General features: G+C 72.6%; 14 protein-coding genes. 7 read left to right on the forward strand and 7 right to left on the reverse strand.

The features are described 5' to 3' along the window. The first annotated feature begins 14 nt into the window (after window positions 1-14). Window positions 15-2,219: an MMPL family transporter gene (locus ACH4PY_RS08015; protein ID WP_398177182.1), complete on the forward strand. Its 2,205-nt coding sequence runs from the start codon at window positions 15-17 to the stop codon at window positions 2,217-2,219. Window positions 2,220-2,361: 142 nt separating this feature from the next. On the opposite strand, the gene ACH4PY_RS08020 is transcribed toward ACH4PY_RS08015, so the two are convergent. The 5 genes from ACH4PY_RS08020 to ACH4PY_RS08040 all read right to left on the reverse strand — a co-directional run bounded on the left by ACH4PY_RS08020 (window position 2,362) and on the right by ACH4PY_RS08040 (window position 6,073). Beyond that, on the reverse strand, window positions 2,362-2,907 hold the full coding sequence (locus tag ACH4PY_RS08020) for a methylated-DNA--[protein]-cysteine S-methyltransferase (RefSeq protein WP_398177185.1): 546 nt from the start codon (window positions 2,905-2,907) through the stop codon (window positions 2,362-2,364). Next, the gene (locus tag ACH4PY_RS08025) at window positions 2,904-4,403 is read right to left on the reverse strand and encodes an AlkA N-terminal domain-containing protein (protein ID WP_398177188.1); all 1,500 of its coding nucleotides are present in this window, start codon (window positions 4,401-4,403) and stop codon (window positions 2,904-2,906) included. Before ACH4PY_RS08025 ends, ACH4PY_RS08020 begins: the two co-directional genes overlap by 4 nt. A gap of 108 nt (window positions 4,404-4,511) precedes the next feature. After that, a complete protein-coding gene (locus ACH4PY_RS08030; protein WP_398177191.1) occupies window positions 4,512-4,814 on the reverse strand; it encodes a GNAT family N-acetyltransferase in 303 nt (100 codons plus the stop codon). Window positions 4,815-4,840: 26 nt separating this feature from the next. Then, window positions 4,841-5,107 carry a DUF2630 family protein gene (locus ACH4PY_RS08035; RefSeq protein WP_398177193.1) on the reverse strand — a complete coding sequence of 89 codons (267 nt, stop codon included), beginning with the start codon at window positions 5,105-5,107 and terminating at the stop codon, window positions 4,841-4,843. An 87-nt stretch (window positions 5,108-5,194) separates the two neighbouring features. Next, window positions 5,195-6,073 (reverse strand): MerR family transcriptional regulator, encoded by an 879-nt coding sequence (locus ACH4PY_RS08040; RefSeq protein WP_398177195.1) that lies wholly within the window; start codon window positions 6,071-6,073, stop codon window positions 5,195-5,197. 216 nt (window positions 6,074-6,289) lie between these two features. On the opposite strand from ACH4PY_RS08040, the gene ACH4PY_RS08045 reads away from it, so the two are divergent. From ACH4PY_RS08045 to ACH4PY_RS08060, 4 genes are all read left to right on the forward strand, one after another. Beyond that, window positions 6,290-7,822: a flavin-containing monooxygenase gene (locus ACH4PY_RS08045; RefSeq protein WP_398177198.1), complete on the forward strand. Its 1,533-nt coding sequence runs from the start codon at window positions 6,290-6,292 to the stop codon at window positions 7,820-7,822. Next, entirely contained in the window at window positions 7,819-8,778 is a 960-nt protein-coding gene (locus tag ACH4PY_RS08050; RefSeq protein WP_398177201.1) for an alpha/beta fold hydrolase, read from the forward strand. The genes ACH4PY_RS08045 and ACH4PY_RS08050 overlap by 4 nt, the downstream gene beginning before the upstream one ends. Next, the gene (locus ACH4PY_RS08055) at window positions 8,775-9,677 is read left to right on the forward strand and encodes an SDR family oxidoreductase (RefSeq protein WP_398177204.1); all 903 of its coding nucleotides are present in this window, start codon (window positions 8,775-8,777) and stop codon (window positions 9,675-9,677) included. The genes ACH4PY_RS08050 and ACH4PY_RS08055 overlap by 4 nt, the downstream gene beginning before the upstream one ends. Window positions 9,678-9,804: 127 nt before the next feature. Further along, a complete protein-coding gene (locus tag ACH4PY_RS08060; protein ID WP_398177207.1) occupies window positions 9,805-10,026 on the forward strand; it encodes an antitoxin in 222 nt (73 codons plus the stop codon). A 113-nt stretch (window positions 10,027-10,139) separates the two neighbouring features. Here ACH4PY_RS08060 and ACH4PY_RS08065 read toward each other — a convergent pair whose 3' ends face one another. Together ACH4PY_RS08065 and ACH4PY_RS08070 are read right to left on the reverse strand one after the other, a co-directional pair. After that, window positions 10,140-10,847: an endonuclease V gene (locus tag ACH4PY_RS08065; protein WP_398177210.1), complete on the reverse strand. Its 708-nt coding sequence runs from the start codon at window positions 10,845-10,847 to the stop codon at window positions 10,140-10,142. Between the two features lie 67 nt (window positions 10,848-10,914). Next, on the reverse strand, window positions 10,915-14,514 hold the full coding sequence (locus ACH4PY_RS08070) for a S41 family peptidase (protein WP_398177212.1): 3,600 nt from the start codon (window positions 14,512-14,514) through the stop codon (window positions 10,915-10,917). Window positions 14,515-14,697: 183 nt separating this feature from the next. Here ACH4PY_RS08070 and ACH4PY_RS08075 point away from each other — a divergent pair, with 183 nt between their 5' ends. Together ACH4PY_RS08075 and ACH4PY_RS08080 are read left to right on the forward strand one after the other, a co-directional pair. Continuing rightward, window positions 14,698-15,192, forward strand: coding sequence for a GNAT family N-acetyltransferase (locus tag ACH4PY_RS08075; RefSeq protein WP_398177215.1), 495 nt, complete (start codon window positions 14,698-14,700; stop codon window positions 15,190-15,192). Window positions 15,193-15,493: 301 nt separating this feature from the next. After that, the gene (locus ACH4PY_RS08080; protein WP_398177218.1) at window positions 15,494-17,185 is read left to right on the forward strand and encodes an FAD-binding dehydrogenase; all 1,692 of its coding nucleotides are present in this window, start codon (window positions 15,494-15,496) and stop codon (window positions 17,183-17,185) included. Window positions 17,186-17,682 lie beyond the last annotated feature (497 nt).

The raw sequence follows: 17,682 nt of genomic DNA on the forward strand, positions 1-17,682 counted from the left end.
AGCCCTCCTTCTCCATGGCCACCTACCTGTACAAACTGGGCCGGTTCGCCTTCCGGCGACGGCGATACGTCGTACTCGTCTGGGTCGCGCTGCTCGCACTCGCCGGGATTGGGGCCGCGACGGCGCCGTCCGCGCCGTCCGACAACTTCACCGTGCCGGGTACCGAGGCCCAGAAGGCCTTCGACCTGCTGCACGAACGTTTCCCCGGCACCAATGCCGACGGCGCGAGCGCTCGCATGGTGTTCAAGGCACCGGACGGGCAGAAGGTCACCGCCGGGCCGGCCAAGGAGGCCGTGGAGAAGGCGGTCACCGAACTCCGGCACATGCCGCAGCAGGCCACGGTCGGCGACCCGTACGCCGCAGGCGCCGTGAGCAAGGACGGGACGACGGCCTACGCGACGGTCACCTTCCAGGCCAAGTCGATGGAGATCACCGACGCGACGCACACCGCGATCGACACCGTCACGGAGCACGGGCGCGACGCCGGGCTGACGGTGGAGACCGGCGGCACCGCGGTGCAGGCGTCGCCGTCGACCGGCAACAGCGAGGCGATAGGCATCGGCATCGCCGCGGTCGTCCTCCTGCTCACCTTCGGATCGCTGGTCGCGGCGGGGCTGCCGCTGCTCACCGCGATCATGGGCGTCGGCGTCGGTATCGCATCGATTACCGCTCTCGCGAGCACACTGGGCCTGTCCAGCACGTCGTCGACACTGGCATCGATGATCGGTCTGGCCGTCGGTATCGATTACGCATTGTTCATCGTCTCGCGTCACCGTCACGAACTGATGGAGGGCCGTGACGGCGAGGAGGCGGCCGGACGCGCGGTGGGCACGGCGGGATCCGCGGTCGTCTTCGCCGGGCTCACGGTGCTGATCGCCCTCGCCGGGCTCTCGGTCGTCAACATCCCGATGCTCACCAAGATGGGTCTGGCGGCGGCCGCCACGGTCGCCCTGGCCGTCCTGATCGCGCTCACGCTCATCCCCGCCCTGCTCGGGTTCGCCGGACCCAAGGTGCTCACCCGCAAGGTGCGCAAGGGCCGCGCCGTACCGTCCGACAAGCCCAACATGGGCACCCGGTGGGCGCGGCTGGTCGTGCGGCGGCGGGTACCCTTCCTGCTCGCCGGGATCGTGGCGCTCGGGCTGGCGGCTGTGCCGATGACCAGCATGCAGCTGGGTCTGCCGGACGACGGTTCGCAGCCGGTGAGCACCACCCAGCGGCGGGCCTACGACATGCTCTCGGACGGCTTCGGGCCGGGCTTCAACGGTCCCCTCATGGTCGTCGTCGACGGCGCGCACACCGACAACCCCAAGGCGGCGGCGCAGGACGTCAAGCGGACGATCTCCGGTTTCGCCGACGTCAAGACGGTGACCGAGCCGTCGTTCAACCCCAAGGGCGACGCGGCGACGCTCACCGTGGTGCCCGTCTCCAAGCCGAGCAGTGCCCAGACCGAGGACCTGGTGCATGTCATCCGCGGCCATGCGGGTGACTTCGAGAGGACGACCGGCGCCGAGGTCCTGGTGACCGGAACGACCGCGATGAACATCGACGTCTCGCAGCGGCTGAACGACGCGCTGCTGCCCTACCTGGCGCTGGTCGTGGGGCTCGCGTTCCTGCTGCTGATGGTCGTCTTCCGGTCGGTGCTCGTACCGCTGAAGGCCGCGCTGGGCTTCCTGCTGTCGGTGCTCGCGGCGCTCGGCGCCGTGGTGGCGGTCTTCCAGTGGGGCTGGCTGGCCGGTCTGCTGGGAGTGGAGCAGACCGGTCCGATCATGAGCATGATGCCGATCTTCATGGTGGGTGTGGTGTTCGGCCTCGCGATGGACTACGAGGTCTTCCTGGTCACCCGGATGCGCGAGGCCTATGTGCACGGGGAGACACCGGGGCAGGCGGTCGTCACCGGCTTCACCCACGGTGCGCGGGTGGTGTCCGCCGCCGCGGTCATCATGATCAGTGTCTTCGCCGGATTCATCGGATCGTCCGAATCGATGATCAAGATGATGGGCTTCGGCCTCGCGATCGCCGTGGCATTCGATGCGTTCATCGTCCGTATGACCATCGTGCCCGCGGTGCTCGCCCTGCTCGGGCGCGCCGCGTGGTGGCTGCCGCGCAGGCTGGACCGGGTGCTCCCGAATGTCGACGTGGAGGGCGAGCAGCTGCGCAAGGCGCTGGTGGAGCCGCGGGCCGACGACGACCAGGAAGAGCGCGAGCCCGCCGTCGTCTGACGGCGTCCGCCGCCCCGCGGGCGGCGGACCGCCCGGCTGGCGCACAGCGCGTCAGCCGGCCGGTTCGTGCCCGCCTACGGTGAGGGTGAGGTGCGCGGCGCCGCGTTGACGTCGCCGCGAGGCGGGCGGTGGTGAGCGGGCGTCAGCCGAGGACGGGCTGGTGCGTACCGTTCTCGAAGCTCAGCAGCCAGCGCTTGCGCTCGATCCCGCCGCCGTAGCCCGTCATGCTGCCGTTCGCACCGACCACCCGGTGGCAGGGCACGATGATGCTCACCGGGTTCCGGCCGTTGGCCAGTCCGACCGCGCGGGAGGCGGTGGGCTGCCCCAGGGCGGCGGCGAGTTCACCGTAGGAGACGGTCTCGCCGTACGGGATGTCGCGCAGCGCCTCCCACACCCGCTTCTGGAACGGGGTGCCCGTTGTCGACAGGTCGATGTCGAAGTCGCGGACGTCGCCGGCGAAGTAGCCCGTCAGCTGCTCGGCTGTGCGGACGAGGACCGGGCGGTCGGTGACCTCCACCCGCGGGCCGAACGTCTCCGGGGCCGGCAGGTGCCGCTGCTCGGTCATGTAGACACCCGCGAGGCCACCCTCGCGGGTGACGAGCGTCAACGGGCCGACGGGGCTGTCGACAATCGCGTGGACGGTTGTGCCAGTGGTTGCGGTGGCCGTCGTGACAGTGGTGGGGGTCATCGTGCGATGCCTTCCGGGTGAGGGTTGTCGGTGGGCAGGACGTTGATCGGATGATCGCCCGTCGCCCACAGGTACTGCGTCGCGTAGGCACGCCACGGCTGCCAGGCGGCGGCGTGCCGCGTCAGTGCCGCGGGGGTCGCCGGGAGGCCGAGGTCGCGCGCGGCGTAGCGGATGCCGAGGTCGGTCGGCAGGAAGGCGTCGGGGTCGCCGAGCGCCCGCATGGCGATCGTCTCGACGGTCCAGGGACCGAAGCCCGGCAGTGCCGCCAGCTGCGCGCGTGCGCGCTGCCAGTCGCTCCCGACGTCCAGGTCCAGCCCGTCGTCCTCCAGGGCCCGCAGGAGCGCCGCCAGGGTGTTCCTGCGGCTCTGCGGCATCGCGAGCCCGGCGGGGTCGTGCCCGGCGAGGGCGGCGGGGGAGGGGAAGAGGTGGGTGAGGCCGCCCGCGGGGTCGTCCACGGGCTCCCCATGGGCCGTGACCAGCCGCCCGGCGTGGGTCCGCGCGGCGGCGGTGGAGATCTGCTGTCCGAGGACCGCGCGTACGGCGAACTCGGGCCCGTCCGCGACCCGGGGGACCCGTCGTCCCGGCGCCTTGGCGACGAGCGGCGCGAGCACCGGGTCGGCCGCCAGGAGCGCGTCGACCGCCTGCGGATCGGCGTCCAGGTCGAGCAGACGGCGGCAGCGGCTGATGGCCTGTGCGAGGTCGCGCCAGTCGGTGAGCCACAGCCGGCAGCCGATGTGCTCGGGCAGCGGCCGCAGCTCCGCGACGCCGGTGCCGTGCGGCAGGCGCAGCGTGCGGCGGAAGGCGCCCGCGCGCCATTCCTCGACGCCGGGCACGGCGGTCGCCGCCAGGTGCCCGAAGAGGTTGTCGGGGGTGAGGGGGCGGCGGAAGGGCAGCCGCAGAGACAGCGAGCCGGGGCTGGCGGCGGGACGCCCCTTGGCGACGCGGGCGCGCAGTTCTCCCGGCGCGAGGGCGAAGACCTCACGAACGGTGTCGTTGAACGTGCGGATGCTGGCGAATCCGGCGGCGAAGGCGATCTCGCCCATAGGCATGGCCGTGGTCTCGACGAGCAGCCGCGCGGTCTGGGCGCGCTGGGCACGTGCCAGGGCGAGCGGCCCGGCCCCGAGCTCCGCGAGGAGCTGGCGCTCGACCTGGCGGGCGCTGTAGCCGAGCCGTGCCGCCAGCCCCGGCACGCCCTCGCGGTCCACCACACCGTCGGCGATCAGCCGCATGGCGCGGGCCACCAGGTCGGCGCGCTCGTTCCACTGCGGCGAGCCTGGGCTGGCGTCTGGGCGGCACCTCTTGCAGGCCCGGAAGCCGGCCTGCTGCGCCGCCGCCGCGCTCGGGTAGAAGGTCATGTTCACGACCTTCGGGGGCGTGACGGGACAGCTCGGACGGCAGTAGATGCGGGTGGTCAGCACCGCCGTGAAGAACCACCCGTCGAAACGGGCGTCCTTCGACTGGACGGCGCGGACGCAGGCGTCGAAGTCCGTATGCACCCTTCAAGCATCGCTCCTCGTCACGATGCCGGTCTGGCGGGAAAACGACATCGACGTGGCGTCGGGTGCGGACACGTGACGCGGGCGCCACGGGCAGGTGCGGGGCGGTCAGTCCGAGACGCTGCTCTCCGGGACGTACCGCAGGTCGTCGTACTCCGGGTGCCGGTCGAGCCACCCGGCGATGAAGGGGCAGATGGCCAGGACGCGCAGCCCCTGCGCGCGGGCGCCGTCCATCGCGGTGCGGGCGAGGGCCGAGCCGACCCCACGCCCCTCGTACGCGTCGCCCACCTCGGTGTGGATGAAGGCGATCACCTCGGGTGTGCGCATATAGGCGGCGGTACCGGCCAGGTCGTCGCCGATCCTGGCCTCGTAGCGGTCGGCCTGCGGGGAGTCGGTGACCGTGACGGGCACGGCCCCGCCCCTTGCTGCGGAATCCGTCACGACCGGTAGCCCTCCACCGTGGAGGACGGGCGGACGCGGGCGCCGCCGGGGTCCTCGCCCGCCTCGGACAGGGCGCGGCGCTGGCGCAGCAGGTCCCAGCACTGGTCCAGTTCGTGTTCCAGGGCGGTCAGGCGCGCGCGCTCGTCCGCGCCGTCGGAGTCGGATCCGGCGAGCAGTTCGCGCAGGGCCTTCTCGTCGGCCACCATCTCGCTGATCCGGCCGAGGATCGCCTGTTCCGCACCGGCGTCGTGGGGCTGTTGCACGGGTGACACCTCCCAAACGGGGTCGCTGTACTCCACTCTTGCAGGTTGCCGCGCCCCTCGCTCGGGGCGGAGCGGGCGCCGGGGGCGCTACGCGGGCCGCTCGGGCGGCGCCGGGCGGTCCGGGGGCTCCGGGTGCGGGCCGCCGCCCGCGGGGCCTGTGGCGGCCGCCTGGCGGCGCAGCCACGCCTCGATCTCGGTGCGCACCCGGCGCTCCATCGCCAGTGACATCTCGGCGTCGACGATGTCCTTGGCGAGCGGGCGCAGCCGCTGCATCGTGTCGGAGACGTGCTCGACGTGCTCGGGCGGCAGGTCGTCCAGCGGGCCCAGGACATGCGTCTTGACGACCTGGGTGAAGAGTTCGGCGATCGCGTCGACGTGACCGCGCACCTCGCGCCCGGCGGCGAGCACCGCGGCCAGGGGCACGCCCTCGCGTACCAGCGCGGCCGACACGTCGAGCAGACGGCGGCTGGTGTGCAGGGCGTTCTCGCCGTCGACGGAGATGTAACCGATCTCCAGGGCGGTGGTCAGGTTCTCCGGGCTGACGTCGTCGCCGAAGTGGTCCGCCAGTTCCTGCGGGGTCAGGACGACCGGGGTCTCGTCCGACCACGGCGCGGCCAGCGTCTCGTCGAGGCCGAGGAGTTCGGCGACGCCGCCCAGGGTGCGGCCCTTCTCCCACGCGGTGATCAGCTCGGCGATACCGCCGAGGGTGTGGCCGCGTTCGAGCAGCGCGGCAATGGTGCGCAGCCGGGCGAGATGGCTCTCGGAGTACCACGCGATACGCCCGTCGCGGCGCGGCGGCGGCAGCAGTCGCCGCTCCCGGTAGAAGCGCAGCGTGCGCACCGGTATGCCGGCCGCCTCCGCCAGTTCCTCCACGCGGTATTCGCGGGCGCCGGGGTGCTCGTCGGCGGTGTGTGCGCCGGAGGCACCCGAATCCGCCGTGCCTGTCTCGTCCACGCGGTCGTTCACCCGGCCAGCCTATGTGCTGGCGTAAGGGGCTTCATCCAGATGCGGCGGTCCTTACCGCGCGTTCTCCGAAGAGTTTCCGTCTGCCCCCTACCGCAGGTAACCCCCGTGTTCTACAGTCCTGACAATGCCAGTGATTGATGGCATGGTATGCCGCGGCTGGCGGGACCGGTGAGGGTCCCGGGCGCGGACGAGCGGCCGGCAGGAAGGGGCGGTGGCATGGACGACGACAACCGCGAGCACGTGCGGGTGGCGGTGATCGGATCCGGGTTCGGCGGGCTGGGGGCCGCCGTACGGCTACGGCGCGAGGGGATCACCGACTTCGTGATCCTGGAGCGCGCCGACGCGGTCGGCGGCACATGGCGGGACAACAGCTACCCGGGATGCGCGTGCGACGTGCCTTCGCATCTCTACTCGTTCTCCTTCGCACCCAACCCCGACTGGCCGCGCGCGTTCTCCGGACAGCAGCACATCAGGGACTACCTGGAGCGCGTCGCCGACACCTTCGGGTTGCGTCCGCACCTGCGGTTCGGCGCGGAGGTGCGGCGGGCCCGCTGGGACGGCGCCCGGCGCCGCTGGGAGCTGACCACGGCGGCCGGTGAGCTGACGGCGGACGTGGTGGTCTCGGCGACCGGCCCGCTGTCCGACCCGAAGATCCCCGACGTCCCCGGCATCGAGGACTTCCCCGGCAGGGTCTTCCACTCCGCCCGCTGGGACCACGGCTTCGACCTCAAGGGCAAACGCGTGGCCATGGTCGGCACGGGCGCGTCGGCGATCCAGATCGTGCCGTCCATACAGCCCGACGTCGGCAGGCTGACCGTCATCCAGCGCACCCCGCCGTGGGTACTGCCGCGCGTGGACCGGCCCGTCAGCGCGGCCGAGCGGTGGCTGCACGGGAAGGTGCCGAGCACGGCGAAAGCGCGGCGCGGAGTGCTGTGGATGATCCGGGAGTTCCAGGTGGGCGCGTTCGTCCGGCACCCGCGGCTGATGAAGGCGGCCGAGCGCCTGGCGCGCGGGCATCTGCGCCGCTCCGTCAAGGACCCGGCGCTGCGCGCGCGGCTCACTCCCGACTACACGATCGGCTGCAAGCGGATCCTGCTGTCCAACACCTACTACCCGGCGCTCGCGCAGCCGAACACCGAGGTGGTGACCGCGGCGCTCACCGAGGTGCGCGGTTCGTCCGTGGTCACCGCCGACGGGACCCAGCGTGAGGTCGACGCGATCGTCTTCGGGACCGGTTTCCACGTCACGGACATGCCCATCGGCGACCGCGTCGTCGGTGCCGACGGGCGCACGCTCAGCGAGCACTGGAAGGGGGGGATGGCCGCGCTGCGCGGCAGCACCGTCGACGGCTTCCCCAACCTGCTGTTCGTCATCGGCCCCAACACCGGCCTGGGCAACAGCTCGATGATCCTGATGATCGAATCATCGCTCAACTACGTCATCGATTATCTGCGGACGCTGGAGCGCACCGGCGCGGCAGCCCTCGATGCCCGACCCGCCGCCGTCGCCTCGTGGAACGAGGAGGTGCAGCGCCGCGCCGCGCGAACGGTCTGGAACACCGGCGGCTGCAAGAGCTGGTACCTCGACGCCAACGGCCGCAACACGACGGCGTGGCCGGGGACCACGGCGGAGTTCCGCCGCGCGACCAGGCAGCTCGTCCTCTCCGAGTACGACCTGATCGCGCCCGCCGGGGGCGGTCTCCCGCAGGTGGACGACGACCGCACGGTCGGGGCGGAGGTGGCGTCATGACACTCCCCTACGAGCCGGTGGCGCCGCGAAGGGCGTTCGAGGTGGCGTCCGCGGACGGGACCCGTATACATGTCGAGGAGTTCGGCCGCGCCGACGGCACGACCGTCGTCCTCTCGCACGGCTGGACGTGCTCGATCCTCTTCTGGGCGCCCGTCGTACGGCTCCTGGCGCCTGACTTCCGGATCGTCGCCTACGACCAGCGCGGTCACGGACGCAGCGCGCCGCCTGCCACCCGCAAGGGGTACGGCACCGGCGTACTGGCCGACGACCTCCAGGCCGTGCTGGAGGCAGCCGTACCGGACGGCGAACGGGCCGTGCTCGCCGGCCACTCCATGGGCGGTATGACGATCATGGCGGCGTCCGGCCGGGAGCAGGTCACCCGGCGTACCGCGGCGGTACTGCTGGCCAGCACCGGCAGCGCGCGGCTGCTCGGCTCCACCGAGGTGCTGCCGCAGCGGCTGTCGGCGCGCTGGCTGCGCCGCGCCCTGCACCGCCAGCTGCTGGTGTCCCCGCTGCCGCTCGGCCCGGTCACCCCGCTGACGCGCGCCGCTTTCGCCTACGGCGTCCTGGGCGCCTCGCCGACCCGCGAACAGGCGGCGTTCACCGCGCGGATCGTGCACGCCTGCAAGGCGCGCCGACGGGCGGCCTGGGGGCAGGTGCTGGCCGTACTCGACCTGGACGTGGAACTCGCGGCGCTGTCCGCGCCCACCGCGGTCCTGGCCGGTACGCACGACAAGCTCACGCCGCCGAAGCACGCGCGCGGCATGGCGCGTGCGCTGCCGCACTGCGTGGGGCTGACCGAACTGCCCGGCCTCGGGCACATGACCCCGATCGAGGACCCGGCGGCCGTCGCGGCGCTCGTACGGTCGCTGGCCACCGACCATGCGGGGCAGCCGGCGGCGGGCGGGGCGGATTCCCGGAGGAGCGACGCCGTCGCGGAGGAGAAGAGCGCATGAGCCGATCAGGTGTGCAGGGCAAGGTGGTGGTGGTGACCGGCGCCGCCCGCGGGGTGGGCGAGCTGCTGGCCCGCAAACTCGCGGCGCGCGGGGCCCGGCTGGCGCTCGTCGGCCTCGAACCCGACGAACTGGCGCGGGTGGCCGCCTCGCTGGACGGCGACGCCGCGTACTGGACGGCGGACGTCACCGATCGAGAGACGATGGCGCGCGTCGCCGGCGAGGTACTCGCGCGCTTCGGGCGGATCGACGTCGTGGTGGCCAACGCAGGGGTGGCGACCGGGGGTCCGTTCCTCGACGCCGACCCGGACGCGTTCGACCGCGTGATCCACGTCAACCTGCTGGGCAGCATCGCCACCGCCCGGGCCTTCCTGCCGGCGCTCGTCACCTCGCGCGGCTACCTGCTGCAGATCGCGTCGCTCGCCGCGATGACACCGGCGCCGATGATGGCGGCCTACTGCGCCAGCAAGTCGGGGGTCGAGGCCTTCGCACACAGCCTGCGTGCCGAAGTCGGTCACCAGGGTGTGGCGGTGGGCGTCGGTTACCTCTCCTGGACCGACACCGACATGGTGCGCGGCGCCGACGAGGACGACGTGCTGCGGGAGTTGCGGGCCCGGCTGCCGTGGCCGACGAACCGCACCTACCCCCTGGAGCCGGCCGTGGAACGTATCGCCACAGGTATCGGGCGGCGATCGCCGCACGTCTACGCCCAGTGGTGGCTGCGCGGAATGCAGTCCGTGCGCGGGTACTTGCCGGTGTTCATCGGAGGGCCGCTCGGACGGCGGGAGATGCGCCGCGCCGCCCCCGCCCTGGCGCGCGGCGCCACCGCGCGGCGCGGGCTGGTCGGGAGGGGCGGGGCCGCGGACGAGTCGGCGCGCGCCGCCGAGCATCACGTTCCGTGACCGTAAAACACCTCTGACCTGGGGCGATTGGCAGATGATTGCCCCGGGATGCGTGGCCCCTCCGCCCGTGTAAGTCTGATCGAGGCCGCTTCCCCACACACTCCAGGAGGAGTTCACCATGGGCGGTATGGACGACATGCGGAACAAGGCGAACGAGCTCGGCGAGAAGGCCAAGGGCGCTCGCCGCCAGGGTTCCGAGCAGGCCCAGGAGGGCATGCAGCGCGCCGGTCAGGAGGCGTCGGAGCGTACCGGTGGCCGGTCCGACGAGCAGTCCCGGCGCGGCCAGGAGCAGGCTCGCCGCCGCATGGGCGAGGACACGAACGACGAGCCCCAGGACGACTGGAGCTGACGTCGCGCCGTGAGACGGACGCGCTGATGCCGTGATCCGGGAAAGGGGTGCCCTGCGGGGCGCCCCTTTCTCCTTTCCCCTGTCCCCGCCGCCCCTGCCGCGTGCGGTACCGGTCAGGCGGACGGGGCGGCGGCCCGCAGCCGTTCGCGGCTGACGCGGTCGGCCCAGCGCGTCGTCTCCGGGAGCCGGAACTTCGGTGTCAGCCGCAGCGTGTGCGCGCAGGCGTTCTCCAGCCCTATGCCGTGTCCTACGGATACGAACACCGGCTTGACGCCGGGCCGGGTGCGCAGCGCGCGCCCTACCACCTCGCCCTCCTCCGACGTCAGCGGCGCGCCCGCCCCGCGCTCGTCGCCGACCTCTCCGTGCCCGAAGACGAACGGCGTCTTGGCCACCCCGAAGCAGGGCAGCCCCGTCAGCACTCCCAGATGCACCGCGAGCCCGGCGCGGCGCGGATGTGCGACGCCGTAGCCGTCGCACACCAGCAGCTGCGGCGTGTGCGCCAGCCTCTCCAGCGCCGCCAGCACCGACGGCAGTTCGCGGAAGGCCAGCAGGCCGGGAACGTACGGGAAGGTGACGCTTCCTTCCACCACGGCGACCTCGACCGGTTCCAGACTCGTCGCGTCCAGCACCACGGCCGCCGCCACCAGGGCGTCGCTGTCGGTGGCATAGGACACGTCCACACCCGCGACCAGGCGTATGTCCTCCGGCGCCGGTCCGGCGGAGGTGAGATCGGCCAGGGCGCGCAGGCGCTCCTGCTCGGCGAGGGCCTCCGCCTCCGTCCGCGGCCAGGAGGCGGAGCGTGCGCTGCTGTGGGTGTCCATGACGCCAGGCTGCCATGGTGGGGCCGCGTGGCGCTCCTGGCAGGTGTCAGGGTGCGAGGGCGCTCGTTCAGCTGCGCGGGGGCAGCGGGGGGCGGGAGCGGTCGGGGCGGTCGGAGAGGTCCGGCGGGTTGGCGGCGGGATGCTGGGAGAGCAGCGTCAGCGCGGTGCGGACGGCGACGTCGAGCTGGCCGTGCCGCCCTTCCGCCCAGTCCAGCGGGGTCCGCAGACTCTCGATGTCAGGGGCCACCCCTTGATTCTCGATGGACCATCCGTACGCGTCGAACCACGCGGCGTTCATCGGAACGGTGATGACGGTGCCGTCGCCGAGCCGGTGGCGGCCGGTCATCCCGACGACGCCGCCCCAGGTGCGCAGGCCCACCACCGGGCCGAGGCCGAGCAGTTTGAACGCGGCGGTGATCATGTCGCCGTCGGAGGACGTCGCCTCGTCCGCGACGGCCACGATCGGGCCGCGGGGGGCATTGCCGGTGTACGAGACGGGCTGGGCGTTGCGGGTGATGTCCCAGCCCAGCACGGTGCGGGTGAGTTTCTCGATGACCAGCTCGCTGATGTTCCCGCCGGCGTTGCCGCGGACGTCGACGATCAGCGCGTCGTAGGCGACCTCCTTGCGCAGGTCGCGGTTGAACTGCGCCCACCCGGAGCCACCCAGGTCGGGGATGTGCAGGTAGCCGCACCGGCCGCCGCTGAGGCGGCGTACGACCTTGCGGCGCCGGGCGACCCAGTGCTGGTAGCGCAATGGTCGATCATCGATTAGCGGGACGATGGCGACGCGACGCGGCGGGCCGCCGCCGGGCGGGCGGAACGTCAGCTCCACCGTGGTGCCGCCCGCACCGGCCAGCAGCGGGAAGGGGCCAGACAGCGGGTCCACCGGGCGGCCGTCGACATGGGTGAGGACGGCTCCCTCGCGGATGCCGGTGCCCGCGAGCGGGGAGCGCGCCTTGGAGTCCGACGATTCGCCCGGCAGGATGCGGACGACCGTCCATGTGCCGTCCTTGTTGTGCTGGAAGTCGGCGCCGAGCAGGCCGATGGGGCGCTGGTAGTGCGGCGGGCCCTCGTTGCGGCGGGCGGCGGCGACGTACGCGTGGGATGTGCCCAGCTCGCCGAGGACCTCGCGCAGCAGGTCGGCGAACTCGTCGGGCGTGGCCACCCGGTCCACCAGCGGCCGGTACTGGTCGAGGACGGCGGGCCAGTCCACGCCGCACATGTCCGGCGCCCAGAAGTAGTCGCGGATCAGGCGGCCCGCCTCGGCGTAGGACTGCCGCCATTCCGCGGCGGGTTCGACCTCGTGCAGGATGCGGCGCATGTCGACGTAGACGGTGGTGTCGTCGTCACCGCGCTCGTTGGAGGGCAGGACCGCCAGTTCGCCCTCGTCGTAGACGGCCAGGCGGCGGCCGTCGCCGCTGACGGCGTACCAGTCCATGTGCCGGACCAGCTCGGTCTTCTTGGACTTCCCGAGGCTGTAGAACTCCAGGGTGGGGCGCGCGGAGGGGTCGGTCGGGTTGACGAAGGTCTCGCCCAGGGCGCCGGAGATCGGCCAGCGCAGCCAGACCAGGCCGCCTTGCACCGGTTCGAGCGAGGAGTACTTGGACGCCGGTACGGGAAAGGGCGTCACCCGGTCAGGCAGTCCCTCGGCCTCGACGACGACGGGGCCGTCACTGTCGCCGCCGCTCTCGCCGGGGTCGAGGCCGCTGCCGACCGGACCGCCGTCGATGGGCAGCGCGAAGGGCGACGGTGTCGCCGAGTTGAGCGGGACGAGGTAGGGGCGGCAGCCCAGGGGAAAGGACAGGTCGCCGGTGTGGACGTCGTACACCGGGTCGAAGCCCCGCCAGGAGAGGAACGCGAGGTAGCGGCCGTCGCGGGTGAAGACCGGCTGCTCGTCCTCGAAACGGCCGTTGGTGACATCGATGATCGTGCTGTCGGACAGTCGGGCGATCTTCACCGAACGCAGTGAGCGGCCGACGCCGGGGTGCGACCAGGTGAGCCAGGCCGAGTCGGGGGAGAAGGCGATGTCACGGACCGGGCCGTTGGTGGAGCGGATGAGCTCGGTGACCGTTCCGGTCGGGTGCCGGGGCACGTCGTCGAGGTCGCCGCCGATGTCGTCGTAGCCGGACGGGCCCTCGCCGGCGCCGGTGGCCACCAGGAGCAGGCGTCCGTCGTTCGAGGCGACCGCGAGAGTGCCACCGTCCGGGGCCGACACCAGCTCCAGGACACGGCCGAGGCGGCCCACGGCCAGGCGGGTGGGGGTGTTGGGATCGTTCACCGGTGGTGGGGCGCCCTCGGAGCCGCTGGCACCGCCGACAGGTGCGAGAACACCGTCGACGTACGCCACTCGTGTGGAGCCCGTTCTGACCGTATGGCTATCGATGGGCGATGGGCGGTTATCGTCTTTCGCTGAACGCTCGTCGCCTACCGCCGCGCGCGCCGACGCGCCCGCCACCGGGACGGTGTCAGGCGCCGTGCCGACGGGCTCAGGCGCGGTGAGCGCGGCGGCCACGTCGGCGGCCGACTCGGGGCCGCGGCTGAGTGCGCGGGAGGCGCGGCCTGGGAGCGGGGCCAGTTCGATGCCGTCCTCTCCCTCGGCATCCGTCACGTAGCCGACCAGACCGGTGTCGCCGAGCATCTCCGGCAGCCGGACGCGTGCGCCTGCGGTGTCGGCGACGGTGCGGGCCGGGCCGTCGCGGTGGGTGAGCCAGTACAGGCTGCCGCGGACGCACACCGCACTGGCACGGCCCAGGCCGTCGACGGCCAAGCCGTGGATGTTCGAGGCGGCGGGCACCTGGTACGGGCGACGGCCGCTGCGGGCGCCGCCGAGGCGGACGTCCAGGCGGCGCGGTTCGGCGCCTTCCGCGAGGTCGTCCACCAGCCACAGCGCACCGGCGCACTGGTAGACGACGCGGTTGCCGTCGGTGGCGGCGTTGCGGGCATAGAAGTCGGCGTGGTCGGTGTGGCGGCGCAGGCCGGTGCCGTCGGGGAGGCAGGAGTACAGGTTGCCGATGCCCTCGTGGTCCGAGAGGAAGGCGATACGGCCGCCGACGAACATGGGGGAGGCGAGGTGCCCGTCGATGTCCGGCACCAGACGCTCGCCGTGCAGCCACAGTCGGCCCGTCGCCCCGCCGCGGTAGCGCTTCCAGGCGTGCGGCTCGTGCGGCGGTGTACCGGTGAGCAGCAGGGTGCGGCGCTCGGTGCCGCCGCCTTCGGCGGCGGGCTTGTCGTGGACGGCGATGTCCGAGACCGGGCCCCAGGGCAGCGGGCCGCCCGGGCCGCCCTCCACCGGCACACTGTGCGCCCAGGTGAAGTAGGAGAAGGCCTGGCCGTGCGACGACACCGCGAGGATGTGGCCGTCCGGGGTCCAGGAGCAGACGCGCGTGTCGGTGCTGCCCCAGTAGGTGAGCCGCCGCGAGGTGCCGCCGTCGGACGGCACCAGATGCACCTCGGGGTCCAGGCTGCGCCAGGTGGTGAAAGCGATCATCGATCCGTCTGGCGACAGGCGCGGCGGGCCGACCCGGGTGCGGTCGGCGGTCACCCGCCAGGCGCGGCCCGGGGAGCCGCCCGGCGGGCCCAGCGGGGCGACCCAGATGTCGTCCTCCGCGACGAAGCAGAGCATGTCGCCGTGCAGATGCGGAAACCGTAGGTACGCGCCGTCGCTCACCTCATCTATGGTTCGGGGCCGCTTCGCGGGCAGCAACTTTTCACCCCGGTGCGCCCCCGGAGTGCGTCATCGCGCCGGGCGACCGCCGGGGTACGGTCCGATGGACGTGTACCGGATGATCCGATGGTGCGGTGGTCGGACGGGCGACCCGCCCGATGGCCGGCAGGACGTGGGGAGGCAGGCGTGGAAGCGGAGACCATCGCTACGGAGCGGCTGACACTGCTGCCGCTGGCGGCGTATCACGCGGAGGAGATGGCCGAGGTGCTGGCGGATCCGCGGCTGCACGAATTCATCGGGGGAGTACCGCTGACCGCTGATCGATTGCAGGTGCGGTACGAGCGGCTGGCGGGGGGTTCCGGGGACGCGGATGTCGTCTGGTGCAACTGGGTGGTGCGGCTCGATTCGGCCGACCGTCTGACCGGGACGGTGCAGGCGACCGTCACCGGCACACGGGCCGAGGTCGCCTGGGTGGTGGGTACGCCCTGGCAGGGGGAGGGCATCGCAAGGGAGGCAGCGCGCGGTCTGGTGGGCTGGCTGCGTGCGAAGGGGGTGACGACGGTGGTCGCGCACGTTCATCCGGAGCACGCGGCGTCCGCGGCGGTGGCCGCCGCGATCGGGCTGGCGGCCACCGACGAGCGGCAGGACGGTGAGGTCAGATGGCGGGCGGGCATCGGATGAACCGCGACCATTCGCCATCGCCTCTCGATCATGGGCCATCGCGCGTCGATGACATCGCCGCAGCCTTCTGCTCGGGGCGGCCGGGACGCGCGGGCGGGGTCGCGGTGCTGCCGGGTCCGTGATGTCCGCCGGGAATCGAAGGGCGGTGGGTGGCCGTCGCCTATCGAGAATCGGATCGGCGGAACATCGGATGAGCTGTCCGGGTGCGCCGGGGTGCTGACCGGCCGGGGGCCGCTCGCGTAACGTGCATTACCGCCGAGTAGGTCGGTGGCAGTGGACGCGTGGAGCAGGAGGCGGGCGGATGGCGCTGGACGCGGACGTCGTAGTGGTGGGCGCGGGTCTGGCGGGGCTGGTGGCCACCGCCGAGCTGGCCGACGCGGGGCGGAAGGTGATCCTGGTCGACCAGGAGCCGGAAGCGTCGATCGGGGGCCAGGCGTTCTGGTCGTTCGGCGGCCTGTTCTTCGTGGACTCGCCCGAGCAGCGCCGTATGCGCATCCGTGACAGCAGAGATCTGGCGCTCCAGGACTGGCTCGGCACGGCCGGGTTCGACCGGCCCGAGGACCACTGGCCGCGCCGGTGGGCCGAGGCGTACGTCGATTTCGCCGCCGGTGAGAAGCGGGCGTGGCTGCACGGGCAGGGGCTGCGCATCTTTCCCGTCGTCGGGTGGGCCGAGCGCGGTGGTTTCCTGGCCACCGGGCCGGGGAATTCGGTGCCGCGTTTCCACATCACGTGGGGTACGGGCCCGGGTGTGGTGGAGCCGTTCGAGCGGCGGGTGCGCGAGGCTGTGGCGCGCGGCCGGGTGGAGTTGCGCTTCCGGCACCGGGTGACGGGGCTGACGACCACGGACGGCGCCATCGACGGGGTGACCGGTGAGGTGCTGGTGCCGAGCGACGCGGAGCGCGGTACGGCGAGTTCGCGCGAGGTCGCGGGGGATTTCGCGCTCAGGGCGCAGGCCGTCGTCGTCACGAGCGGAGGGATCGGCGGCAACCACGACCTGGTGCGCGCGGCCTGGCCGGAGCGGCTCGGCGCGCCGCCGAAGAAGCTGCTGTCGGGGGTGCCGGCGCACGTGGACGGTCTGATGCTGGGCATCACGGGCGCCGCGGGCGGGTCGCTCGTCAACGGCGACCGCATGTGGCACTACACCGAGGGCATCGAGAACTGGAACCCGATCTGGGCCCGGCACGGCATCCGTATCCTGCCGGGGCCCTCGTCGCTGTGGCTGGACGCGACGGGGAAGCGGCTCCCCGTGCCGTACTTTCCCGGGTTCGACACGCTCGGGACGCTTGAGCACATCATGCGGACCGGTCATGAATACACATGGTTCGTCCTCACGCAGAAGATTATCGAGAAGGAATTCGCGCTGTCGGGCTCGGAGCAGAACCCGGATCTCACCGGGCGCAGTGTGCGCGACGTGCTGAAGCGGGTGCTGCCCGGTGCGCCCGGACCGGTGGAGGCCTTCAAGCGCAACGGCGCGGACTTCGTGGTCGAGCGCGAACTCGGCGCCTTGGTGCGCGGCATGAACGCCCTCACCGGCGAGGACCTGGTGGACGAGGACGCGCTGCGCCGCGAGATCGAGGCCCGGGACCGGGAAATCGCCAACACCTACACCAAGGACCTCCAGGTCACGGCCATTCGCGGGGCGCGCAACTACATCGGCGACAAGCTGATCCGTACCGCTTCCCCGCACCGGCTGCTGGATCCGAAGGCGGGGCCGCTGATCGCGGTGCGGCTGAACATCCTGACCAGGAAGTCGCTCGGCGGGCTGGAGACGGACCTCGAAGGGCGCGTTCTCGCCCGGCCGGACGCGTCCGGGACCGGAGGGGGCGCGGGCGGGCGCGGCGAGCCGCTGGGCGGGCTGTACGCGGCCGGTGAGGCCGCCGGGTTCGGGGGCGGCGGGGTGCACGGCTACCGGTCGCTGGAGGGGACGTTCCTGGGCGGGTGCATCTTCTCCGGGCGCGCGGCGGGCAGGGCGGCGGCCGCGGCCACGGCGTAGCGGCGGCTCCCGTCCGCCGAGCGCGCTTCCCGCGTGTGACCCGGCACATATCCCGGCGTGTACGACCGCGCGTACGGCGCCGTCACGGCGGCGTACCCGTCCCCGTACCCCTCGCCGCGGAGTCCGACACCTGGTGTCCGCCGCAGGTGGTCCTGCGCGCAGATGTGCCGCGCCGACCGGGCGGTCGGCACGGTGCCGCGCCCGCCCGTCATCTGACGGTCCTTCGGGCCGCGAACGCGGCGGGACGCGCGGCGGGTGGCGGGGCGCGTACGGCGTCGGGTACGGCGCGGCGCTGACCCGCGTGACCTGCGCGGACACGGGCTCCGGCGGGCAACTGGGGTCGGGCGGCGGCGCCTTGTCGTGCTTCAAGCATTGACAGGAGCAGGAGGGCTCCGCACTATGGGAGCGCTCCCACGTTAAGAGTGTGTAACCGAAACAAGAACCACCGCACCACCTCCCATGGCCTCTCGAAGCCGTTTCGAAAGGCCCATCCCCCC

The sequence above is a fragment of the Streptomyces sp. NPDC021224 genome (genome assembly GCF_044332905.1).
Classification (GTDB): domain Bacteria; phylum Actinomycetota; class Actinomycetes; order Streptomycetales; family Streptomycetaceae; genus Actinacidiphila.